Origin of the sequence: Pseudomonas sp. 1D4, from assembly GCF_001728925.1 — a bacterium.
GTDB classification, from domain to species: Bacteria; Pseudomonadota; Gammaproteobacteria; order Pseudomonadales; family Pseudomonadaceae; genus Metapseudomonas; species Metapseudomonas otitidis.
In genome coordinates this window covers 1-18,927 of record NZ_LXJQ01000024.1, presented here as the reverse complement: position 1 = coordinate 18,927, position 18,927 = coordinate 1, and the positions used below count along the sequence as shown (strand labels likewise).

The 18,927-nt window shown below is 69.0% G+C and carries 21 protein-coding genes and 1 pseudogene; 10 read left to right on the top strand and 12 right to left on the bottom strand.

Annotation, left to right across the window (positions count from 1 at the left end; genetic code table 11):
* The first annotated feature begins 120 nt into the window (after window positions 1-120).
* The 3 genes from A7D27_RS13880 to A7D27_RS13870 all read left to right on the top strand — a co-directional run bounded on the left by A7D27_RS13880 (window position 121) and on the right by A7D27_RS13870 (window position 3,399).
* On the top strand, window positions 121-921 hold the full coding sequence (locus A7D27_RS13880) for a PP2C family serine/threonine-protein phosphatase (protein WP_069565234.1): 801 nt from the start codon (window positions 121-123) through the stop codon (window positions 919-921).
* Between the two features lie 17 nt (window positions 922-938).
* Window positions 939-2,477, top strand: a complete 1,539-nt coding sequence (locus tag A7D27_RS13875) for a serine/threonine-protein kinase (protein WP_069565233.1) — start codon at window positions 939-941, stop codon at window positions 2,475-2,477.
* A 61-nt stretch (window positions 2,478-2,538) separates the two neighbouring features.
* Window positions 2,539-3,399 (top strand): FHA domain-containing protein, encoded by an 861-nt coding sequence (locus tag A7D27_RS13870; RefSeq protein ID WP_069565232.1) that lies wholly within the window; start codon window positions 2,539-2,541, stop codon window positions 3,397-3,399.
* Between the two features lie 33 nt (window positions 3,400-3,432).
* Here A7D27_RS13870 and A7D27_RS13865 read toward each other — a convergent pair whose 3' ends face one another.
* The 3 genes from A7D27_RS13865 to A7D27_RS13855 all read right to left on the bottom strand — a co-directional run bounded on the left by A7D27_RS13865 (window position 3,433) and on the right by A7D27_RS13855 (window position 6,170).
* The gene (locus A7D27_RS13865; RefSeq protein ID WP_069563314.1) at window positions 3,433-3,861 is read right to left on the bottom strand and encodes a DUF4019 domain-containing protein; all 429 of its coding nucleotides are present in this window, start codon (window positions 3,859-3,861) and stop codon (window positions 3,433-3,435) included.
* Between the two features lie 54 nt (window positions 3,862-3,915).
* Window positions 3,916-4,314: a hypothetical protein gene (locus A7D27_RS13860; protein ID WP_240915776.1), complete on the bottom strand. Its 399-nt coding sequence runs from the start codon at window positions 4,312-4,314 to the stop codon at window positions 3,916-3,918.
* Between the two features lie 590 nt (window positions 4,315-4,904).
* The gene (locus tag A7D27_RS13855) at window positions 4,905-6,170 is read right to left on the bottom strand and encodes an OprD family porin (protein WP_069565230.1); all 1,266 of its coding nucleotides are present in this window, start codon (window positions 6,168-6,170) and stop codon (window positions 4,905-4,907) included.
* Between the two features lie 333 nt (window positions 6,171-6,503).
* Between A7D27_RS13855 and A7D27_RS13850 the strand changes: the two genes are divergently transcribed.
* A complete protein-coding gene (locus A7D27_RS13850; protein ID WP_069565229.1) occupies window positions 6,504-7,877 on the top strand; it encodes a CSLREA domain-containing protein in 1,374 nt (457 codons plus the stop codon).
* 160 nt (window positions 7,878-8,037) lie between these two features.
* Here A7D27_RS13850 and A7D27_RS13845 read toward each other — a convergent pair whose 3' ends face one another.
* The 4 genes from A7D27_RS13845 to A7D27_RS13830 all read right to left on the bottom strand — a co-directional run bounded on the left by A7D27_RS13845 (window position 8,038) and on the right by A7D27_RS13830 (window position 11,972).
* Window positions 8,038-8,379, bottom strand: a complete 342-nt coding sequence (locus A7D27_RS13845) for an FKBP-type peptidyl-prolyl cis-trans isomerase (protein WP_044407361.1) — start codon at window positions 8,377-8,379, stop codon at window positions 8,038-8,040.
* 88 nt (window positions 8,380-8,467) lie between these two features.
* Window positions 8,468-10,318: an ABC transporter ATP-binding protein/permease gene (locus tag A7D27_RS13840; protein WP_069565228.1), complete on the bottom strand. Its 1,851-nt coding sequence runs from the start codon at window positions 10,316-10,318 to the stop codon at window positions 8,468-8,470.
* A 103-nt stretch (window positions 10,319-10,421) separates the two neighbouring features.
* A complete protein-coding gene (locus A7D27_RS13835) occupies window positions 10,422-11,549 on the bottom strand; it encodes a PilT/PilU family type 4a pilus ATPase (RefSeq protein ID WP_069565227.1) in 1,128 nt (375 codons plus the stop codon).
* Between the two features lie 141 nt (window positions 11,550-11,690).
* Window positions 11,691-11,972 (bottom strand): peptidylprolyl isomerase, encoded by a 282-nt coding sequence (locus tag A7D27_RS13830; protein WP_044407352.1) that lies wholly within the window; start codon window positions 11,970-11,972, stop codon window positions 11,691-11,693.
* 125 nt (window positions 11,973-12,097) lie between these two features.
* On the opposite strand from A7D27_RS13830, the gene A7D27_RS13825 reads away from it, so the two are divergent.
* Window positions 12,098-12,697, top strand: coding sequence for a DUF4157 domain-containing protein (locus A7D27_RS13825; protein ID WP_069565226.1), 600 nt, complete (start codon window positions 12,098-12,100; stop codon window positions 12,695-12,697).
* Here A7D27_RS13825 and A7D27_RS13820 read toward each other — a convergent pair whose 3' ends face one another.
* Window positions 12,698-13,618, bottom strand: a complete 921-nt coding sequence (locus A7D27_RS13820; RefSeq protein ID WP_069563610.1) for an ABC transporter six-transmembrane domain-containing protein — start codon at window positions 13,616-13,618, stop codon at window positions 12,698-12,700.
* 112 nt (window positions 13,619-13,730) lie between these two features.
* Here A7D27_RS13820 and A7D27_RS13815 point away from each other — a divergent pair, with 112 nt between their 5' ends.
* Window positions 13,731-14,345, top strand: a complete 615-nt coding sequence (locus A7D27_RS13815) for a TetR/AcrR family transcriptional regulator (RefSeq protein WP_069563609.1) — start codon at window positions 13,731-13,733, stop codon at window positions 14,343-14,345.
* A 32-nt stretch (window positions 14,346-14,377) separates the two neighbouring features.
* Here the strand turns inward: A7D27_RS13815 and A7D27_RS13810 are convergent, their stop codons facing one another.
* Complete coding sequence (locus A7D27_RS13810; protein WP_069565225.1) at window positions 14,378-14,602, bottom strand: hypothetical protein; 225 nt, start codon at window positions 14,600-14,602, stop codon at window positions 14,378-14,380.
* Window positions 14,602-15,306, bottom strand: a complete 705-nt coding sequence (locus tag A7D27_RS13805; protein WP_044407338.1) for a YebC/PmpR family DNA-binding transcriptional regulator — start codon at window positions 15,304-15,306, stop codon at window positions 14,602-14,604. The genes A7D27_RS13810 and A7D27_RS13805 overlap by 1 nt, the downstream gene beginning before the upstream one ends.
* A gap of 198 nt (window positions 15,307-15,504) precedes the next feature.
* Here A7D27_RS13805 and A7D27_RS13800 point away from each other — a divergent pair, with 198 nt between their 5' ends.
* Complete coding sequence (locus A7D27_RS13800) at window positions 15,505-15,930, top strand: group II truncated hemoglobin (protein ID WP_069565224.1); 426 nt, start codon at window positions 15,505-15,507, stop codon at window positions 15,928-15,930.
* Between the two features lie 3 nt (window positions 15,931-15,933).
* On the opposite strand, the gene A7D27_RS13795 is transcribed toward A7D27_RS13800, so the two are convergent.
* Window positions 15,934-16,413, bottom strand: a complete 480-nt coding sequence (locus A7D27_RS13795) for a hypothetical protein (protein ID WP_069563607.1) — start codon at window positions 16,411-16,413, stop codon at window positions 15,934-15,936.
* A gap of 201 nt (window positions 16,414-16,614) precedes the next feature.
* Between A7D27_RS13795 and A7D27_RS13790 the strand changes: the two genes are divergently transcribed.
* The 3 genes from A7D27_RS13790 to A7D27_RS13780 all read left to right on the top strand — a co-directional run bounded on the left by A7D27_RS13790 (window position 16,615) and on the right by A7D27_RS13780 (window position 18,777).
* Window positions 16,615-17,007 carry a hypothetical protein gene (locus A7D27_RS13790; protein ID WP_069565223.1) on the top strand — a complete coding sequence of 131 codons (393 nt, stop codon included), beginning with the start codon at window positions 16,615-16,617 and terminating at the stop codon, window positions 17,005-17,007.
* A gap of 113 nt (window positions 17,008-17,120) precedes the next feature.
* The gene (locus A7D27_RS13785) at window positions 17,121-17,744 is read left to right on the top strand and encodes a hypothetical protein (protein ID WP_069565222.1); all 624 of its coding nucleotides are present in this window, start codon (window positions 17,121-17,123) and stop codon (window positions 17,742-17,744) included.
* 181 nt (window positions 17,745-17,925) lie between these two features.
* The gene (locus A7D27_RS13780; protein ID WP_069565221.1) at window positions 17,926-18,777 is read left to right on the top strand and encodes a CAP domain-containing protein; all 852 of its coding nucleotides are present in this window, start codon (window positions 17,926-17,928) and stop codon (window positions 18,775-18,777) included.
* 13 nt (window positions 18,778-18,790) lie between these two features.
* Here the strand turns inward: A7D27_RS13780 and A7D27_RS29130 are convergent.
* Window positions 18,791-18,927, bottom strand: a pseudogene (locus A7D27_RS29130) (MerR family transcriptional regulator); the annotation flags it as partial.

Genomic DNA, 18,927 nt, shown 5'->3' with positions numbered 1-18,927 from the left:
CCACGCGTGCGACAAAGCCTCGACTGTTTAACACTTGTGGGGCACGGAACGCGACAGCCAGCGTGGCTGCCGCCATCATTCAGGGTCGCCCCGACTCACCCGAGATCCCCGCCGCCGCCCATGCCCAGCACGCCCGCCCCCTCCGCTCCCGCCTACGCCGCCCTGTCCGTGGCCGGCCGCGTGCGTGAACACAACGAAGATGCCCTGCTGTGCAGCAGCACCCTGGGCCTCTGGGCCGTGGCCGATGGCATGGGCGGGCACCAGTGCGGCGAAGTGGCCAGCGCCACCGCCCTGGCGGCGCTGGAGCAGCACATCCAGGCCGGCGCCGACCTGCCCACGGCCGTACACGGCGCCAATGAAGCCGTGCTCGCGGTGGCAGCCGAAGGGGGCGAGGAGCGCCGCGGCATGGGCACCACCCTGGTCGCCCTGCACCTGCAAGGCGACGCCTACCAACTGGCCTGGGCCGGTGACAGCCGCTGCTACCTCATCGACGCCAGCGGCATTCGCCAGATCAGCCACGACCACAGTTGGGTGCAGATGCTGGTGGACCTTGGCCAGCTCACCCCCGAGCAGGCCCGTCAGGACCCGCGTCGCAACGTCGTCACCCAGTGCCTCGGCCGTGACGATCAGGCCCTGGAAGTCGGCAGCCGGGTCGGCCGCCTCGCCCCGGGCGAGCTGCTGCTGCTGTGCAGCGACGGCCTCAGCAACGAGCTGGACGACGCCACCCTGCACCAGATCTGCAGCCGCTCGAGCACCCTCGAAGCGATGGTTGGCACGCTGGTCGAGCTAGCCAATAGCCATGGCGGCAGGGACAATATCTCCTGCATCGTGCTGGGCCTGCCGGCGCCGGAGTCTGCTCCACCGGAGGCCCCGCCACGCGGCTTCCTCAGCCGATGGTTCGGCTCCCGAAAACAGCGATAAGCGCACCTTCCTTCCCTATGAACGACAGCTTGTTGGAGATACCCGGCTACAGCGTGCAGGGCCGGCTGGGCCGTGGCGGCATGGCCGAGGTCTACCTCGCCACCCAGGAATCCCTGCACCGCCAGGTGGCGATCAAGGTCCTGCAACGCCTGGATGATGAAGCCTTCGCCAAGCGCTTCATCAAGGAAGCGCACCTGGTGGCCTCGCTGCACCACCCCGCGATCATCACCATCCACGACATCGGTCGGCTCGCCGATGGCCGCCCCTACATCGCCATGGAGTTCGTCGCCGGTGGCGACCTGGCCCAGCACCGGGGCGAGCGCTTCGAGCCCCAGCGCGCGCTGACCCTCATCCGGCAGATCGCCAGCGCCCTGGTGGTGGTGCACGACAAGGGCATGATCCACCGCGACATCAAGCCGGCCAACATCCTCTTCCGGGAGGACGGCACCGCCGTGCTCAGCGACTTCGGCATCGCCAAGGAGCTGGCCCTGGACAGCGACCTCACCCAGCATGACGTCGCCGTCGGCAGCCCCGCCTACAGCGGCCCGGAGCAGGCCCAGTGCCTGCCCCTGGACCCGCGCAGCGACATCTACAGCCTGGGCGTGATCTTCCTCGAGCTGCTCATCGGCACCAACCCGTTCCGTGGCACCAGCTACACCCAGACCGTGCTCAACCACGTACAGATGGAGCCGCCGCGCCTGGCCGGCGCCCTGGAGCCCTACCAGTTCCTGGTGGACCGCATGCTCGCCAAGGACCCGGAAGAGCGTTTCGCCGACTGCCGCGTGCTGCTGGCCAGCCTCGCCGAACTGAACGAGAACGAGCAGGACCACACCCGCGTCACCCGCACCCCCGACCTCGCCAAGGGGGCCGGCCCCGCGCGCACGTCCCCGCGTCAGCCCGTGCCGGCTGCTGCCTCGGCCCGTCGCCTGCCCGCCTGGGGATGGGCACTGCTTGGCGTGCTGCTGCTGGGGATCGGCTCCGCCGTTGGCCTGCACCTGGTCAAGCAGAAGCAGATCCGCGACCTCCTGGCCCAGGGCGAACAGCGCCTGGCCGCCGGCCAACTGGCCAGCCCGGCCGGAGACAGCGCCGAAGACTTCTTCAACCGCGCACTCGCCCGCGAACCCGACAACGCCCAGGCCCGCGATGGCCTTGCCCGCGTAAAGCAGGCCCGCATCGAGGCCGCCCTGGCCCAGGGCGATGCGCGCCTGGCCGAGGACCGCCTGGTGCAACCCGAGGACGACAGCGCGGTCTACCACTACCGCCAGGCACTGGCCCTGAACCCGGACGAGGCCCGCGCCGAGCAGGGGCTCGACCGCGTTGCCGCGCGCTTCGCCCGGCTTGCCGACGAAGCCTACGGGCACCGCGAGTTCGCCCTGGCCCAGCAGTTCATCGAGGCCGGGCTCAAGGTCCGCCCGCTGGACGAACCCCTGCTGGCCCTGCAGGCCGGTCATGCCCAGCGCGTGCGCAGGGCCCAGGCCCGCGCCTCCGGCCAGACGGCCCGGCAGCAGCAGAGTGGCAACCCGGTCAAGCGTTTGTGGAATCGCATCTTCGATTGATGCGCGGGAACAGGTCAGCCGGGCAATCGGCTTGGCGCAACGTAAATCAAGGACTTCGGACATGCTCAGGATTCACTTCGCGGACAACCGCCAGGAACCCATCTGGCTGGCGGACGAGCGCTTCACCATCGGCCAGGACGAACGCAACCACCTGGTACTGAACGAAGCGGACGTCAGCCCCTTCCACGCCGAAATCCGTCAGGACCACGGCCACTACTACCTCTCCGACTGCGGCACCCGCAACGGCACCCTGGTCAACGGCGAGCGCATCGGCGCCCGCTACCAGTTGCGTTCCGAGGACCGTGTGAAGATCGGCGCCGTCGAACTGGTGCTGGTCGACCCGGCCAAGGTCAAGCCCAAGGCCGCGCCCACCGCGCGCTGGTTCCTGCAGGTGATCAAGGGCGAGAACGAAGGGCGCAAGTACCACGTCACCGGCTCCATGACCTTTGGTCGTTCGGTGAAGTGCGAGCTGTGCTTCAGCGACCTGGAGCTGTCCCGCCGGCACGCCGAGTTCTTCCTCAAGGACGACGTGCTGGAGATCAAGGACCTGGCGTCCGCCAATGGCGTCTACATCAACCAGCAGAAGGTCGGCACCGCCGTGCTCACCCCCGGCGACCAGGTGCGCATGGCCTCGGTGACGCTGCTGGTGATCGGGCCCAAGGTGGACGTGCGCCAGGCGGCCGACGAGGACGCCACCCAGTTCGTGCGCGTGGTCGACCTGCCCAAGCCGGCCCCGGCGGCCGCCCGCGAGGTGAGTCAGCCGGCATCGGCCAACCCCCTGCGCGCCGTGGCACCGGCTCCCGCCGAAGCGGCAGCCTCGGTAGCGGCCAATGAGGATGCCAAGGGGCGTCTGGTGCTGATCGGCGGCATCGTCATCGCCGTGCTGGGCATCGGCGCCGCCGTTGCCACGTTCGTGCTCTGACCCGCCAGGACCTCGCGCCCGTCGGGCGCGGGGTCAATCCACGAAGTAGCTCACCACCCGCCACTGGCCGTCGCTGTCGCGCATCGGCGTCACCGTCTCCGTCGCGCCGTCCCGGTGCTCGAAGTCGCTGCGGTACTGCAGGATCACGTATTCCCCGTCCGGCAGGCCCGGCAACTGCGTGGCGTAGCTGGCGCCCTGCAGCTCGCGCTGCTTGAGCGCCCCCAGGGGCGAGCGCAGGTCCACCGCCAGGGTCACCCACTCGTAACGGCTGGTGCTGCGGCGCAGCACGCTGGCCGCCTGCTGCCAGGTGCGGATGTAGTCCTCACGGTCGGCCACCGCCAGCCAGGCATGGGCCGCAGCCTTGGCCTGTTCGATGGCTCGGGCCTCCCCGGCAGCCTGGGCCGGGGTCAGGGCGCAGAGCAGCAGGCCCACCAGCAGCGGCAGGATGCCGCGTCGGTTCATCACGAAATCCTCCTTGAGACACCCGCCGACAGATGACGGGTGCGGGTTCCTGCCTCAGTCCTTCAGGCGCTCGTCACGTTTCAGTTGGACCATGTCGCCCCGCGTGCACTGTTGCGGCTCGGTGGAGGTCAGGTCATAGCAGCGCTGGCCGAAGCCCATGGGCCAGTAGATGATCGCGAACGGCGGCCAGAAGATCGACGCCACGCGGAAGCGCGCCCGCAGCTTGCCCTGCTGCACCGGCGCCCCGTCGGTGCGGGTGAGCTTGTAGGGGATGCCACCGCTGGCGGTCCAGAAGAACGGCCGGGTGGTGACCATGCCTTGCGGGTACTGCTCGGCGCGTTCGTAGACGGAAACCCGGGTATCGTCCGGGAGCTTGAAATAGGTGCGGGTGGAGCAGCCCCCTGCCACCAGGGCCACCGCCAGCAGGGCGGCCATGCGCGTGTACGTCTTCACTGCCAATCCTTTTCGGTACGACTGTCCAGGGCGGTATCGCCGCCGGGTGCGCATGGTGCCCGCATCGGCTTGATGGCGCCAGGCCATTAGTCAGCGGATGGGCAGCACCGGGTGTTTATGTGAACCGTTCGACGGTGTGTCGGCGGGGGATTTGTAGCTCGGCTGGTTATCGAGTTCTGCTGATGTCACCTGTTTCGCCTTGCCGGGCGAGTTTCTTTTTTCAGTCGCCAAAAAAGAAACCAAAAAGGCTCGCCCCTGCATGCGGGTCCCGCTGCGCGGGACTTCCCTCGCTCCATCGCCGCTCCAGGGGTACGCGCTAACGGGCCATCCTTGGCCCGACAGCGCTCTCGCGACATCCATGTCGCTCAACCCCTTCCGCGACGACTGCGCTCGGCCTCCTGAAGGGGCACTTTCCCCGCCCCACTATCTGCGTCAGGCAACAGCAAAGTGTGCGCTCGGAGTTCGCTCAATTTTTCACTACCTGGGATAAGGCTGGGGGGAGAGTGGGTGTCAGGGCCTGGGAAACAGGACCACCGCCAATAAAAAGCCCCGGCGCTTTCACGACGGGGCCTTTCGGAGCACGGCGGGAATCAGAACACCCGGATCGGGTACTCCACGAACACCCGCACCTCGTTGCCATCGTCCACATAGCTGTTGACGTTGTTGGACGCCCGCAGCATCGAACCGCGCAACTTCAGCTTGAGGTCCTTGGCCGGGCCTTCCTGCACCAGGTACTGCACCTGGTTGAAGATCTCGCGCTCCTGGCCACGGCCGGCCTGGCCGGCGTCGATGTTGTCGCCGCGCACGTAGGCCACGCGGTAGCTCAGGCCGGGGATGCCGTACTCGGCGAAGTCCAGGCCGTAGGCCACCTGCCAGGAGTTCTCGTCCTTGCCGTTGAAGTCCGACCAGTAGGAGTTGGCCAGCCAGATGGTGGTGCCGCCGTCGCCGATGTAGTCGGCACTCTGGTAGCCGCCGTAGAGGTAGCCGATGTCACCGCTGCTGCGCTGGTGGGCGAGGGTGAAGGCGTGCGCGCCCATGGCGTAGGTGGCCGCCAGGCTCCAGATGCGGTTGGTGCGGTTGTCGTCCTTGGCGAAGTCCTTGTCCAGGCGGGTGCGGTAGCCGTTGAAGTCCAGGGTCAGGGAGCGGTCCTTGGCGATCGGGTAGACGTAGTTCAGGTTCACGTACTGCTTCTTCAGCACGTCTTCCACGTCGGAGCCGTACAGCGAGGCGCTGAACTGATCGTTGAAGCGGTAGCTGCCGCCCAGCACGTCGATGCGCTTGAGACCGCCGCTGTCACGGCCTTCGGCACTCTTGCGGGCCTCGGCGGTGAAGTGGCCGGCGTTCAGCTCCAGGCCCTCGATCTCCTTGGAGGTGATCAGGGTGCCGGTGTAGCTCTCCGGCAGCAGGCGCGAATCGTCATAGCTCAGCACCGGCAGAGCGGGCATCTGGTCGCCGAACTTCACCACGGTGTTGGAGAAGCGCGCCTTGACCGCCGCACCGCCACGGGCGATGTCGTCCTGGGCGTGGCCGCTGTCGCCGGGCTTGAAGAAGTCGATGCCGGCCGCGCCGACACGGCCCTTGCCGCCGTCCAGGCGCAGGCCGTAGAGGCCAAAGGCGTCGACGCCCACGCCCACGGTGCCCTGGGTGAAGCCCGAGGTGAAGGTGCCGATGACGCCCTGGCCCCACTCCATCTTGTCCTTGTTGTGGTGCTTGTAGTCGCGGTTCATGTACGCATTGCGCAGCAGCACGTCGAGGTGGCTGTCTTCCACGAAGCCCTTGGCGGTGGACTGGTCATCGGCCAGGGCCGAAGTGGAGGCGGCGATGCAGAGGGCGATCAGGCTGAGCGTGTTCTTCATGTTCGGTGCGGCTCGGTTTTTCGAAAGGCGGCGATTCTGACCAAGTCGCCCAAGGGGTTCAACCCGCCGAAGGTCGCGTTTCACCCCTGGCGGCGTGGGCGGCTGCCCGTCGTGCCTGCCAGAGGCGGCCGCTCTGCCACGGGGTGTCCAGGCTGCGGATGACCTTTCGTCCGGCGCGCTGAACCCCAGGCGCGTTGCGCCGGTCGATCACCCTGCCGCATTCGGGCGGCACCTGCGGAGGCCCGGTCGTATCCGCACCCCTTGGAACCGGCAGGGCCTGGACGCTCACCTCGAACGGCGGCCGCGCCCTGTCCACGACACTCAGGACGGGTCATGCACATGCCACGTATCGCCTCTCGCCTCGGCGCCCCTTGCGCCACACTGTCCCTTGCCTTTCTCGGCCTGCCGGCCGGCGCTGCCGACTTCATCGTCAACCAGACCGACGACCGCTACGACGGCGTCTGCGATGCCCACTGCTCCCTGCGCGACGCGATCTCCGCCGCCAACGCGCTGCCGGGGCCGGACCGCATCATCCTCCAGGCCGAAACCTACCGCCTCAGCCTGCCCGCCGGGCGCGACGAGGAGGGTGACGTGCTGGACGAGGACGACAACCTCAACGGCGACCTCGACATCCGCGATTCCCTCACCCTCGTCGGCCAGGGCCCCAGCCGCACCGTCATCAGCGGCAGCCCCGAGGCCAACGACCGGCTGATCGAAGTGTTCGCCGGGGCCCGCGTGGTGCTGGAGCGCCTGCGCCTCACCGGTGGCCACAGCTCCACCTACGGCGGCGCCCTGGAGAACCACGGCGAGGTGGTGCTGCGCCAGGTGGAAGTGAGCGGCAACCGCTCCACGGCCGCCTTCCAGCCCGGCAACGGCGGTGGCGTGGCCAACCACGGGCGGCTGGAGGTGCACCGCTCGCTGTTCGCCAACAATTGGGCGGGGGCCGGCGAAGGGCACTACGGCCTCGGCGGTGGCCTGTACAACGACGGCGACCTGCTGCTGCGCGACAGCACCCTGCTCGGCAACCGCGCCAGCGACGACGATGACGCCGGCTTCGGCGGCGGGCTCCACAACAAGGGCCGCGCCGACGTGGCGCGCACCACCTTCACCGGCAACGAAGCCAGCTTCGGCTCGGCCATCGGCAACGACGGCGTACTGACCCTGGCCAACGCCACCCTCAGTGGCAACCGCCAGCCCTACTACGGGCAGGGAACCTTCAACAATGGCCAGTACCAGATGGGGGGCACGCCGCCGCAAGCGCTGCTGGTGAACGTGACCATCGCCAACAACAGCGGTGGCTACGGGTTGATCAACCTCGGCAAGGTGACCCTGCGCAACAGCATCATCGCCGGCAACCTCGACGAGGACCTGGCGACCCCGATGAACTGCGACAACCGGGGCGCCCAGGCGCAGTACAAGGCCATCGGCCTGCTGCTTGGCACCGGTCCGGGCAACTGCACGGGCGAGCTCTATGTGGAGCAGGCCGACGTGATGACCCAGGTCCTCTACCCGCTGGCGGACAACAACGGACGCACCCAGACCCACGCCCTGCGCCCGCACAGCCCGGCGGTGGATGCCGGCATCGGTACCTGCACCGCTCGTGACCAGCGCGGTTCCAAGCGCCCGCGTGACGGGGATGGTGATGGTGTGGCGCGCTGTGACCTGGGGGCGTATGAGCGGCCGAAGCCGTGGGTGGCGAAGCCCTGAGCGGGTGTAGAGAAAGGGGGGCGGGGCCTGCGAGGGGCTCGGTACGTATGGAGTGAGGAGGCTGATGGGGAAGACGGCAGACGCACCGTGCAGACGGTGCGCTGCCTCGTTCCTCGTTAGCGCACCCTACGGTGTGCCCCGGCTGCGCTAGCGGTTGGGATCAGTCGTCCCGAGTCAGCACTTCCAGCAGTTCGATCTCGAACACGAGGTTGGAGCCGGGGGTGATGTGGGCGCCGACCTGGCGGTCGCCGTAGGCCAGGTGGGCGGGGACGTGGAGCTTGCGCTTGCCGCCGACCTTCATGCCCATCAGACCCTGGTCCCAGCCCTTGATCACGCGGCCGGTGCCGATCACGCACTGGAAGGGGCGGCCTTTCTGGTAGGAGGAGTCGAACAGGGTGCCGTCCTCCAGCCAGCCGTTGTACTGGGTGGTGATCAGCGCGCCCTTGACCACGGCCTTGCCGTCGCCTTCGAGCAGGTCTTCGATCTTCAGTTCATCGCTCATGGGAGTCGCTCCGGTGGGGAAGGCGCGCGTTTTCGCAGGAAGCGCGGCGTTTGGCAAGGTGCCGGTCGACGGGCGACCGGCCTCCGGCTCAGGCTTCGGCGGGCTCTTCCGGCTCCTGCTGCTGCAGGGTCCACATCTGCGCGTAGGTGCCGCCGGCCTCCAGCAGTTCGCGGTGGGTGCCCTTTTCGATCACCCGGCCTGCGTCGAGCACCAGGATCCGGTCGGCGTCCATCACCGTCGACAGGCGGTGGGCGATGACCAGGGTGGTGCGGCCTTCCTGGATGCGGTCGAGGGCGGTCTGGATGGCCTTCTCGGACTTGGAGTCCAGCGCCGAGGTGGCCTCGTCGAAGATCAGGATCGCCGGGTTCTTCAGCAAGGCCCGGGCGATGGCGACGCGCTGCTTCTCGCCGCCGGAGAGCTTCAGGCCGCGCTCGCCCACCGGGGTTTCGTAGCCGTCGGGCAGGCGCTGGATGAAGTCATGGATGTGGGCGGCGCGGGCGGCGGCCTCCACCTCTTCGCGGGTGGCGTCGGGGCGGCCGTAGCGGATGTTGTAGTAGATGCTGTCGTTGAACAGCACCGTGTCCTGGGGAACGATGGCGATGGCCCCGCGCAGGGACGACTGGGTCAGCTCCCGCAGGTCGTGGCCGTCGATGCGGATGTGGCCGCTGTCGATGTCGTAGAAGCGGTAGAGCAGGCGGGCGAGGGTGGACTTGCCCGAGCCGGAATGCCCCACCACCGCCACCGTGCCGCCGGGCGGGATCTCGAAGTCCACGCCGTGGAGGATCTCCCGGCGCGGGTCGTAGCCGAAGTGCACGTTCTCGAAGCGCACCCGGGGCCGGGTGGCCTGCAGCGGTACGGCGCCCTCGGCGTCGCGCACGTCCTGGCGCTCGTCCAGCAGGCCGAACAGCCGCTCCATGTTGGTCAGCGACTGCTTCACCTCGCGGTACATCATCCCGAGCAGGAACAGCGGCGCGGAGAGTTGCAGCAGGTAGGTGTTCACCAGCACCAGGTCGCCGATGGTCAGCTCGCCGGCCACCACGCCGGCGGCGGCGCGCCACATCATCGCGGTCACGCCCAGGGCGACGATGGCGGTCTGGCCCAGGTTGAGCAGCGCCAGGGACTTGGTCGCCTTGACCCTGGCGTTCTCCAGATGGCGCAGGTTCTCGTCGTAGCGCGCCGCTTCGTGGGCTTCGTTGTTGAAGTACTTCACCGTCTCGTAGTTGAGCAGCGAGTCCACCGCGCGCTCGTTGGCGCGGGTGTCCGCCTCCACCGAGGCGCGGTAGTAGGCGGTGCGCCACTCGGTCACCGCCACCGTCCACAGGGCGTAGGCCACCAGGGTGGCGAGGGTGATGAGGGCGAAGCCCCAGTCATAGGCCCACACCAGCACGGCGGTGACCATGACGATCTCCACCAGGGTCGGGACGATGGTGTAGAGGGTCCAGTCCAGCAGGTCGGAGATGGCGCTGCCGCCGCGCTCCACGTCCCGCGCCACGCCGCCGGTGCGCCGGCCCAGGTGGAACTTGAGGCTGAGGCCATGCAGGTGCTGGAACACCTGCAGGGTGATCTGCCGCGAGGCCCGCGCCATGACCCGGGCGAACACCACCTGGCGCAGCTCGGTGAACAGGGTCACGCCGATGCGTGCGGCACCGTAGGCCAGCAGCAGGCCGGCCGGCAGCACCACCAGGCTGGGGGCGACGTTGAGCTGGTCGACGATCTGCTTGAGCGCCATGGGCACGTAGAGGTTGACCAGCTTGGCCGCGAGGATCAGCCCCAGGGCCACGGCGATGCGCCCGGTGTAGGGGCGCAGGTAGGGGAGGAGGGTGGCGATCACCGCGGCATCGCCACGGGCGTTCGCCTGGCGCGCCACCGGGGCGGCGCCGTCATGGGGGCTGCCGGCGTCCGCCGGCGGGGTCTGGGTCTGTTCGTCGAGGGCTGCCATCGCCCACCTGCCTTGTGTCGTCGAGAAGGGGCGACCTTACTCCAGCGTCGGCGCGGGTGCGAATCGCATTGGTCGATGGTGGTCATCGACCGCTGGTGGGCGGTCAGGCGTCGCGCAGCACCTTGCGTTCGGCGTCCTGGCCGTCGAAGCCGTGCTCCAGCTTCACCTTCAGTGCCAGGTCGGTGCGCGAGTCGGCGAAGCGCAGCGCATCGGCCAGGCTGACGCGGTTGGCCTCGACCAGGCGGAACAGGCTCTGGTCGAAGCTGCACATGCCGGCCTCCAGGGCGTTCTCGATGGCGTCCTTGAGTTCGTGCAGCTCGTCGCGCAGCACCAGGTCACGCACGTGGGGCGTGCCCAGCATCAGTTCCACGGCGGCCACGCGCTTGTGGTCGATGCCCGGCACCAGGCGCTGGCCGACCATGGCCAGGAGGTTCTGCGAGAGGTCGGCGAGCACCTGCTTGCGCGCCTCGTCCGGGAAGAAGCGGGTGACGCGCTCGATGGCGTGGCGGGCACTGGTGCCGTGCAGCGTGGCCACGCACAGGTGGCCGGTCTCGGCGTAGTGCAGGGCGTGCTGCATGGTGTCGGCGTCGCGCACCTCGCCGAGCATGATCACGTCGGGTGCCTCGCGCAGGACGTTGCGCAGTGCGGCGGCGAAGCTGTGGGTGTCCAGGCCCACCTCGCGCTGGTCGACGATGGAGCGGCGGTGCGGGTGGAGGAACTCGATGGGGTCTTCGATGCAGATGATGTGGCCGCTGCGCTGGGCGTTGCGGTGGTCGAGCATGGCCGCCAGGGTGGTGGACTTGCCGGAGCCGGCGGCACCCACCACCAGGATCAGGCCACGGTCCTGCAGGGCCAGCTTCTCCAGCACCGGTGGCAGACCGAGGCTCTCCAGGCTGGGGATGCTGGTCTTGATCAGGCGCACCACCATCGAGACCTCGCCCCGCTGCAGGTACATGTTGGCGCGGAAGCGGCCACTGCCGGGCAGGCTGACGGCCAGGTTCATCTCCCATTCGCGCTCGAACTCGGCGACCTGGGCGGGGGACATGAGCTGGTAGGCGAGCTGGCGCACGTCGCCGGGTTGCAGGGCGCGTTCGCCCACGGGCCGGGCGTGGCCTTCGATCTTGATGTGGGGCGGCGAGCCGACGCTGAAGAACATGTCGGAGCCCTGGTGCTGGTGCAGCAGGTCCAGGTAGGTGAATACGCCGGGGACCGTGTCGAGGGAGTCGCTCATCCCGCCTCCTTGCTGGGTGGATCGGGCAAGCCTAGCAGTGGGCGCGCGGGGCGTGCGATCCGGCACGGCGTCGCAGGGGGGAAGAGGGGGGGGGGCGAAGGGCGCGTGGAAAGGCCCGGCGCTGCCGGGCCTCGGGGTGGATCAGTCCTGGCGGCTGGTGACTTCCACCAGGTGGTAGCCGAACTGGGTCTTCACCGGGCCCTGGACCACGCCGACCGGCGCGCTGAAGACCACGGTGTCGAACTCGCGGACCATCTGGCCGGGGCCGAAGGAACCGAGGTTGCCGCCGTCACGGCTGGAGGGGCAGGTGGAGTTGTCCTTGGCGACCTGGGCGAAGTCGGCACCGCCTTCGATGGCGGCTTTCAGTTCGTTGCACTTGGCTTCGCTGGAAACCAGGATGTGGCGTGCGGTTGCGCGGGGCATGGGAAGACTCCTCTGGAAAAGCGCAGAGCCTACCGCAATGCGCCGGCCAGTCAAACGCCCGTGGGGGCTGGACAACGGCGCGCGGCTGCCCAAGTATCGCCGCGCGTTTCGTCCCGGAGTCGTCCATGCGCCTTGCCCTGTCCGCCCGCTGCCTCGGGTTGCTGTTGTTGTCCGCCTCGCCCGCCTTTGCCGCGTCCTGCCCGGCGGGGCAGACGCAGGTCTGCCTGGGGGGCTGCATCTGCGTGCCGGACCCGGACGGGGTGATCGGCCCGGCCCAGCAGCGGGTCGGCGAGGTGGCGGCCACCTCCCTGGAGGGCTGGATCCTGCGCTCCCGCGCCTCGGCACTGAGCCAGGGCACTGCGCCGATCCCGCCGGCGATCCGCCAGGTGCTGCTGCCGTACTACCCCACCGACGTGCTCGACAACGTGCGCTACCGGGTGGGCGATGCCGACGACATGGCCGCCGCCCGCACCATGCTGCAGAACCCCGACATCAAGGCGGTGACGCTGGTGGACGTGATCGTCTTCCGCAACGAGGCCCTGGCCCAGGATGCCGTGCTCTGGGCCCACGAGCTGTTCCACGTCCAGCAGTACCGCCAGTGGGGCAGCCTGGAATTCGCCCGGCGCTACACCCGCGATTACGACGCGGTGGAGTCGCCGGCCTACCGCCAGCAGTTCGACGTGGCCCGCGAGCTGCGGCAGCAGGCTCTGCGCCCGGCCAACTGATCAGGCCGGGGTGTCGTCCCGGCCGATGTCGACGCGCTTGCCGATGTCCCGCAGGCGGGCGAGCTGGTCCACCACCGAGGGCGCTTCGTCCAGGCTGCCGACGAAGGTCCACAGGTAGGTCATCACCGCATAGATGTGCCCGGCCTTGACCTGCTCGGCAGAGGCCAGGCAGGTGATGGCGACCACGAACAGCAGCGCAGCCATCACCCCCAGCAGCAGGTAGGCCACTGCCTCGCGGTCGGAGAGCCGTACCCGCAGGCTCGACAGGTGCCGGTAGTGGCGCAGCAGGCTGCCCCGGCCGACCCGACCCACCAGCGCCACTTCCTGCTCCAGGCGGTCGTTCAGGCGCTCGTGCAGGGTCTGGTTGCGGGCGGCGAAGCGCGGCAGGCAGGCCAGGCACAGTGAGAGGGCCAGCAGGCAGGCCGCACCCACCCAGGGCTCGATGGCCAGCAGCATCGCGGCGGCACCGACGATGGAGACCAGGGCGGTGGCGATGATCGGGATCTGCTTCTCGAAGAAGTCGACGAACTCCCGTGCCAGCACCACCCGTGCCGCCACCTTCGAGGTGCCGTGCTGCTGCTGGCGCTGGTGCAGCACCACCGGCACTGCCAGCTCGGCATAGATGCGGGTGAAGGTGCGGGTGTCCACCGCACGGCGCGCCGCGCCCACCACCCAGAAGGCCAGCACCACCAGCGCATAGAGCACCGCCAGGCGCGCTTCGCCACGCACGATGGCGTCGATGGCGAACCCGGCGAACAGCGGGTAGGCCAGCATCAGCAGGTTCTCCAGGGCGACCAGGGAGAAGGTGCCCAGCAGCTTGCCGGGGTAGGCGCAGGCGATGGCCTTGAGGGTGGTGGCGGCGGATTGCTGGCCGAGGCGGGCGCCGGTGGAGGCCAGTTGCTCGGTATCGAGGGGGTGCATCGTCGGTTGACCGTAGTGAGTGAGGAGGGGCCGCGCTATGATTTGAGCGGCCGCTCAATTTTCCTTGAGCAGTCGCTCAAAATTCAAGAGCCACTCATCCCCCGGAGACCTCATGGCCCGTCCCCCCGTTGCCGAACGCAAGGATCAGATCATCACCGCCGCCCTGGAGCTGTTCCTGCGCAACGGCCTGGCCAGCGTCTCCACCCGTGACCTGGCGGAGCACACGGGGTTGTCCCGCAGCCACCTGTATCACTACTTCAGTGACTGGAAGACCCTGCGCCGGGCGGCGTTCGAGCGCTTCTCCGAGGAGCAGTTGGCCGGCACCCAGGCGTTGCTCCAGGGGCTCGACCCCGAGCCTGCGCTCATCGCGCTGATGCGCGATTGCCTGCCGGCGCGCAAGGACGACGCGGCCTGGACGCTCTGGCTGGATGCCTGGGACGAATCCCTGCACGACCCGGAGCTGGCCGAGGCCTACCGGCTGGCGCTCGGCCAATGGCAAGGGCTGCTGCTGGGGCTGATCGCCGAGGGATGCGCCAGTGGGGTGTTCAGTTGCGATGACCTGCCACGGGCCACCCGGCAGATCACCGCCCTGGCCAACAGCTACGCGGCGGACCTGCTGCTGGAGCCCTCGCCCATCACCCTGGAGGCGGCGCTGGAGGAAATCATCGAAGTGGTGGGCTTGCTACTGGGGACGCCCAGGCTGGGCGCACGGCTGAAGCCAGCGTGAGGAGTGCCCGCGCTGTGACGCGCGGGGCGCGGTCAATGGACCGTGGTGCCCGGCTCGTCTAGCAGGCGCTGGGCCGAGGTCAGCCGCTCCAGTTCGCGGCGCACCATGTTGGCGTATTCCGGCGGCTTGAACTGGTAGAGCTCGGTGGCCACCCAGGCCAGCCAGCGCGGGCCGAGGGCGACGCGCTGGGCCAGCAGGCGCAACGCATCGGCGCGGGCGCGCTCGGCGTGTTCCTCGTGGAAGTCCCGGCGGCTCATCAGGCCACGGAGAGGCCCACGTAGACGTTCTGCACGTCATCGTGGCCGTCGAGGGCTTCGAGGAAGGCCTCCACTTCCTCCAGCTCGGCGCCGGAGAGGGTGACCGGGTTCTTGGCCTTGTAGCCGAGGTTGGCCGAATGCACGGTGAAGCCGAAGTCCGGCAGGGCCTTGCACACGGCATCCAGGTCGGTGGGCTCGGTGTAGAACACGCTGGTGTTGTCGTCACCGGGCTCGAAGTCCTGGGCGCCGGCTTCGATGGCGGCCAGTTCCACGTCGGCATCGGCGCTGGCCGGTTCGGCCTCGATGATGCCCAGGTGGTCGAAATCCCAGGACACGGAGCCGGAGGTGCCCAGTTGGCCCTTGCGGAACAGCACGCGGATTTCTGCCACGGTGCGGTTCAGGTTGTCGGTCAGGCACTCGACGATCACCGGCACACGGTGCGGGGCGAAGCCTTCGTACAGGGTGCGCTCGTAGTTGACCACCTCACCGGACAGCCCGGCGCCTTTCTTGATGGCGCGCTCCAGGGTGTCCTTGGGCATGGAGGCCTTCTTGGCCTGGTGAACGGCCAGGCGCAGCTTGGGGTTCATGTCCGGGTCGGCGCCGTTGCGCGCAGCGATCATGATTTCCTTCACCAGCTTGCCGAAGATCTTCCCTCGGGCGTTGGCGGCGGCTTCTTTGGGTTTGGCTTTCCACTGGGCGCCCATGGCGTATCTCCCGCAGGTTGATGGGGCGGACGTGACCGTCCGGCAGGGCGGCGATTCTACCGGGCCAGCAGGGGCGCCTGCCAGCGGGGCGCCGAGCGGTGCGCGGGGGTTCACGGCACCAGTGCCCGGTGCGACCAATGGGCAGTCACTGCCACCAGGCTCCGCTCGCTACAATCCGCGCTTTGCCCGGAGCCCTCCATGAGCCACGCGCCCTACGGCGTCGGCGATGCCTCTTACCAGGCCGCCGGCGGCATCGACGGTTTGCGCCGTCTGGTCGACGACTTCTACCAGCAGATGAACAGCCTGCCCGAGGCGGCGGCGCTGCGCCGGCTGCACCCCGAGGACCTGGCGCCCTCGCGGGACAAGCTGGCCTGCTTCCTCAGCGGCTGGCTGGGCGGCCCACGGCTGTTCAGCGAGAAATACGGCGCCATCGCCATCCCGGCGTTCCACGCCCGCTGGCCCATCGACGAGGGCCTCAGCGAGGCGTGGCTGCTGTGCATGGAGCGGGCGATCGCCCGGCAGGGCTACGCGGCGGATTTCGCCGAGTACCTGCTGGTGCAGTTGCGGGTGCCGGCCGCGCGGGTGGTGCAGGCCGCCCGGGCGCGGCACGGCTTGCCGGGCTGAGGCTCAGCGCCGGCGGCGCAGGTCGTCGAGGAAGCTGCAGGCCTGATCGATGTCTTCGCCCCAGGCCAGCAGCCACGGCTGTTCGCCGCACCACTGCATGAAGCGCAGCAGCAGCCCGAGCTGCTGCGCATCCAGCGCGCCGAGGCGGGTGCGGGTGTCCTCGCGGTAGGCGGGGGAGGGGTTGAGGTTGAGGATGAGGAAGCCCAGCAGCAGGTTGATCTCATCGGGCGGTGACTCCAGCACCAGCCGCAGGTAGGAGGGCAGCGCCCAGCGCCAGCCGGCGGCGGAGAGGCTGCTCATGTCATCGTGCAGCCAGAAGAGGGCCTCCATCGGCAGCTTGCGCCCGGGCCAGATGGCCAGCTCCGTGCGCAGCATGTCGCAGGCCTCGCAGCCGCTGGGGTGAAAGGACAGGTCCGGGCCTTCGGGCTTGTCCACCGGGGGCAGCAGGCGGTCCAGTTCGTCGAGCAGTTCCAGCCGGTCCATGTCAGCCCCTCCGCTGTCGCAGGGGGAAACGGACGTGGTCGGGGGTTCGCGGGGCAGGGCTCATGGGGTTCCTTCCATGGGGTGGTGGGGTGTTGGGTGCCACGTTCTGGGACGGTCGTCCGGGCGGTCGCCGATGATGCTCGCTGCGTGGTGCCGAGCGTTGCCTTGCGTCAATATGTGCGCTTTTCACGGAGGAAAACCATGCCTGTCCAGTACCCGCTGACCCCCTATGAGCTGGTTATCCTGGCCATTCCAGTCGTACTGGTTCTGATGCTTTTGGGATGGCTGGGCTTGACCGTCCGTCGAGCGCCGGGCCTGGCTTCGCTATGGGTGGCGGCCCTCGGTGTGGGGAGCGGTTACGTGCTTTTTGTCGGCAACCTGGTCGCCAAGGGATTGCAGCAAGCGTCGCTGGAATGGCCGCTCAGTCTTTCACTGGCGGTGTGCACGGTATTGCTGCTGTTGGGGGCGTGGCGCTATCGGTTCGAGGGGCGGCGAACCGTTGGGGTGGTGGTGATCGGTGCGGTCATGTTGCTGGCAAGCATGCTGCCGACCTGGTTCGTGTTCGGCTGCATGACCACCTCGGTCTGCCTGTAAGCCCAAACCCCGGCTGATTCCCCTGTCATCCCCGGCCGCTCCCGTGCTGGGGTCGCTGACGGTGTGCCTGGGCGTGGGTAATCTGCGCGCCCTTTTACTTGCCGGCGCTGCCCATGAATCCGTTGCCCATCGTCCTGCTGGTTGCCCTCGGCCTGGTGCCTGCCGTGGCTGATGCCCACTCCGTCGACACGGTTGTGGCATCGCCCGCCCCGGCCTCGCTCGGGCTGCCGCCGCTGGAGCCGGTGCAGGGAGACCTGCGCGGCGCGCGGCTGCTGCATCAGGCGGACTGGTTGCGGGTGCAGTTCCTGGCGCCAGGCCAGCGTGGAGCGGCCGAGGCGGCGTTGAGTGCGCTCAAGGCCAGCGGGACGCCGGGCCCAGGCGTGCTGGGCAGTGTGCCGCTGGTGCCGTTGCCCGATGCACTGGAGCGCCTGGCCGCGCGGCTCGGCGTCACGCCAGGACCAGCGCCAGTGATAGTGGCCGAGGGGCAGATGCTGGGGCGGCTCGCCCAGGGGTTCAGCCTGCCCGTGGGGCGCGGCGCCTGGCTCTACGGCTACACCGGCCCGCGTGGGCTGCTCGCGCTGGGCGCCGTGCTGGAGGAGGGGGCGGACTCCCAGGCCTTGATGGGCGCGTTCCTCGCCCTCAACCGCGAGCACGGCCTGCTGCTGGTGGACTGGCCCCAGCGGCTGCTGTTGATTGGCGCCGATGCCAAGGGCCAGGTGCAGGGCTGGCGGCCCTGAACGGGTCTATTCCGGTGCGAATGGCCTGGGATTTGCCCGGCCCCCGTGGTTGAATCCACCCCTATCCGTCCGGCCGGGCAACCAATCGCCCGTCTGCCGGTCATACGCCCTTCCGATAAGCCGCGACCCCAGCCCCGAGCGGGCTCGCGCACCCGGGCGCAACCCGTCCAAGGAGGCATCCATGCGCGTCACCTCTAACGTCCTGCGGCTGGCGGCCTTGTCGCTGGGCCTGTTGCTCGCCCAAGGCGCCCGTGCCGGCGATGAAGCGCAACTGATCGAAGCCCTCAACGCCTACCGCGGCCAGGTGCAGAGCTGTGCCGGCCAGGCTTCCCTGGAGCTGCCGCCGCTCACCACCGACCCCCGCCTGGTGATTTCCGCCACCACCATGGGCGACCTGCAGGAGGCGATGACCCAGTCGCGCTACCCCATGGTCAACGTCCAGGCCATCAGCCTCTCCGGCCCCCGCGATGCGCAGTCGGCGATGAAGGCCATCCGCGAGAGCTTCTGCCAGGTGGTGCTGGACCCGCAGTTCGTCGACATCGGCGTCAGCCGCGATAACCGCGAGTGGCGCATCGTCCTGGCTCGGCCGCTGCTCACCGGACGCCTGGGCGACTGGCAGGCCGAGGGCCAGAAACTGCTGGAGCAGGTCAACACCGCCCGCGCCCAGTCCCGCCAGTGCGGCACCCAGTTCTTCGCCGCCGCCGCGCCGCTGAGCTGGAACGCCTCCCTGGCCACGGCGGCCGAAGGGCACTCCCGCGCCATGGCCAACAACAACTTCTTCGACCACAAGGACCGCGACGGCCGCACCCCGGGGGACCGCGCCGAGCTGTCCGGCTACATCGGCCGGCAGATCGGCGAGAACATCGCCGCCGGCCAGGACACCTCGCGCAAGGTGCTCGACGGCTGGCTCGCCAGCCCCGGCCACTGCGCCAATCTGATGAACCCGCAGTTTCGCGACCTGGGTGCCGCCTACTCGGTGGACCCGAAGAGCGACGCCGGCATCTACTGGACCGCGCTGTTCGGCAGCCAGTGACCCCGCGCCGGCCTCAGGGCCGGCGTTTCGTACCCGCCCGCCGCGCCGGCTCCCGCGTGGCGGCGCGGGCCGCCACTTTCATCAGGCGCTGGAAGGTGGGGCAGGCCAGGTGGTCCTCCGCCGGGCAGTCCACCGCGTGGCGCAGGCTGT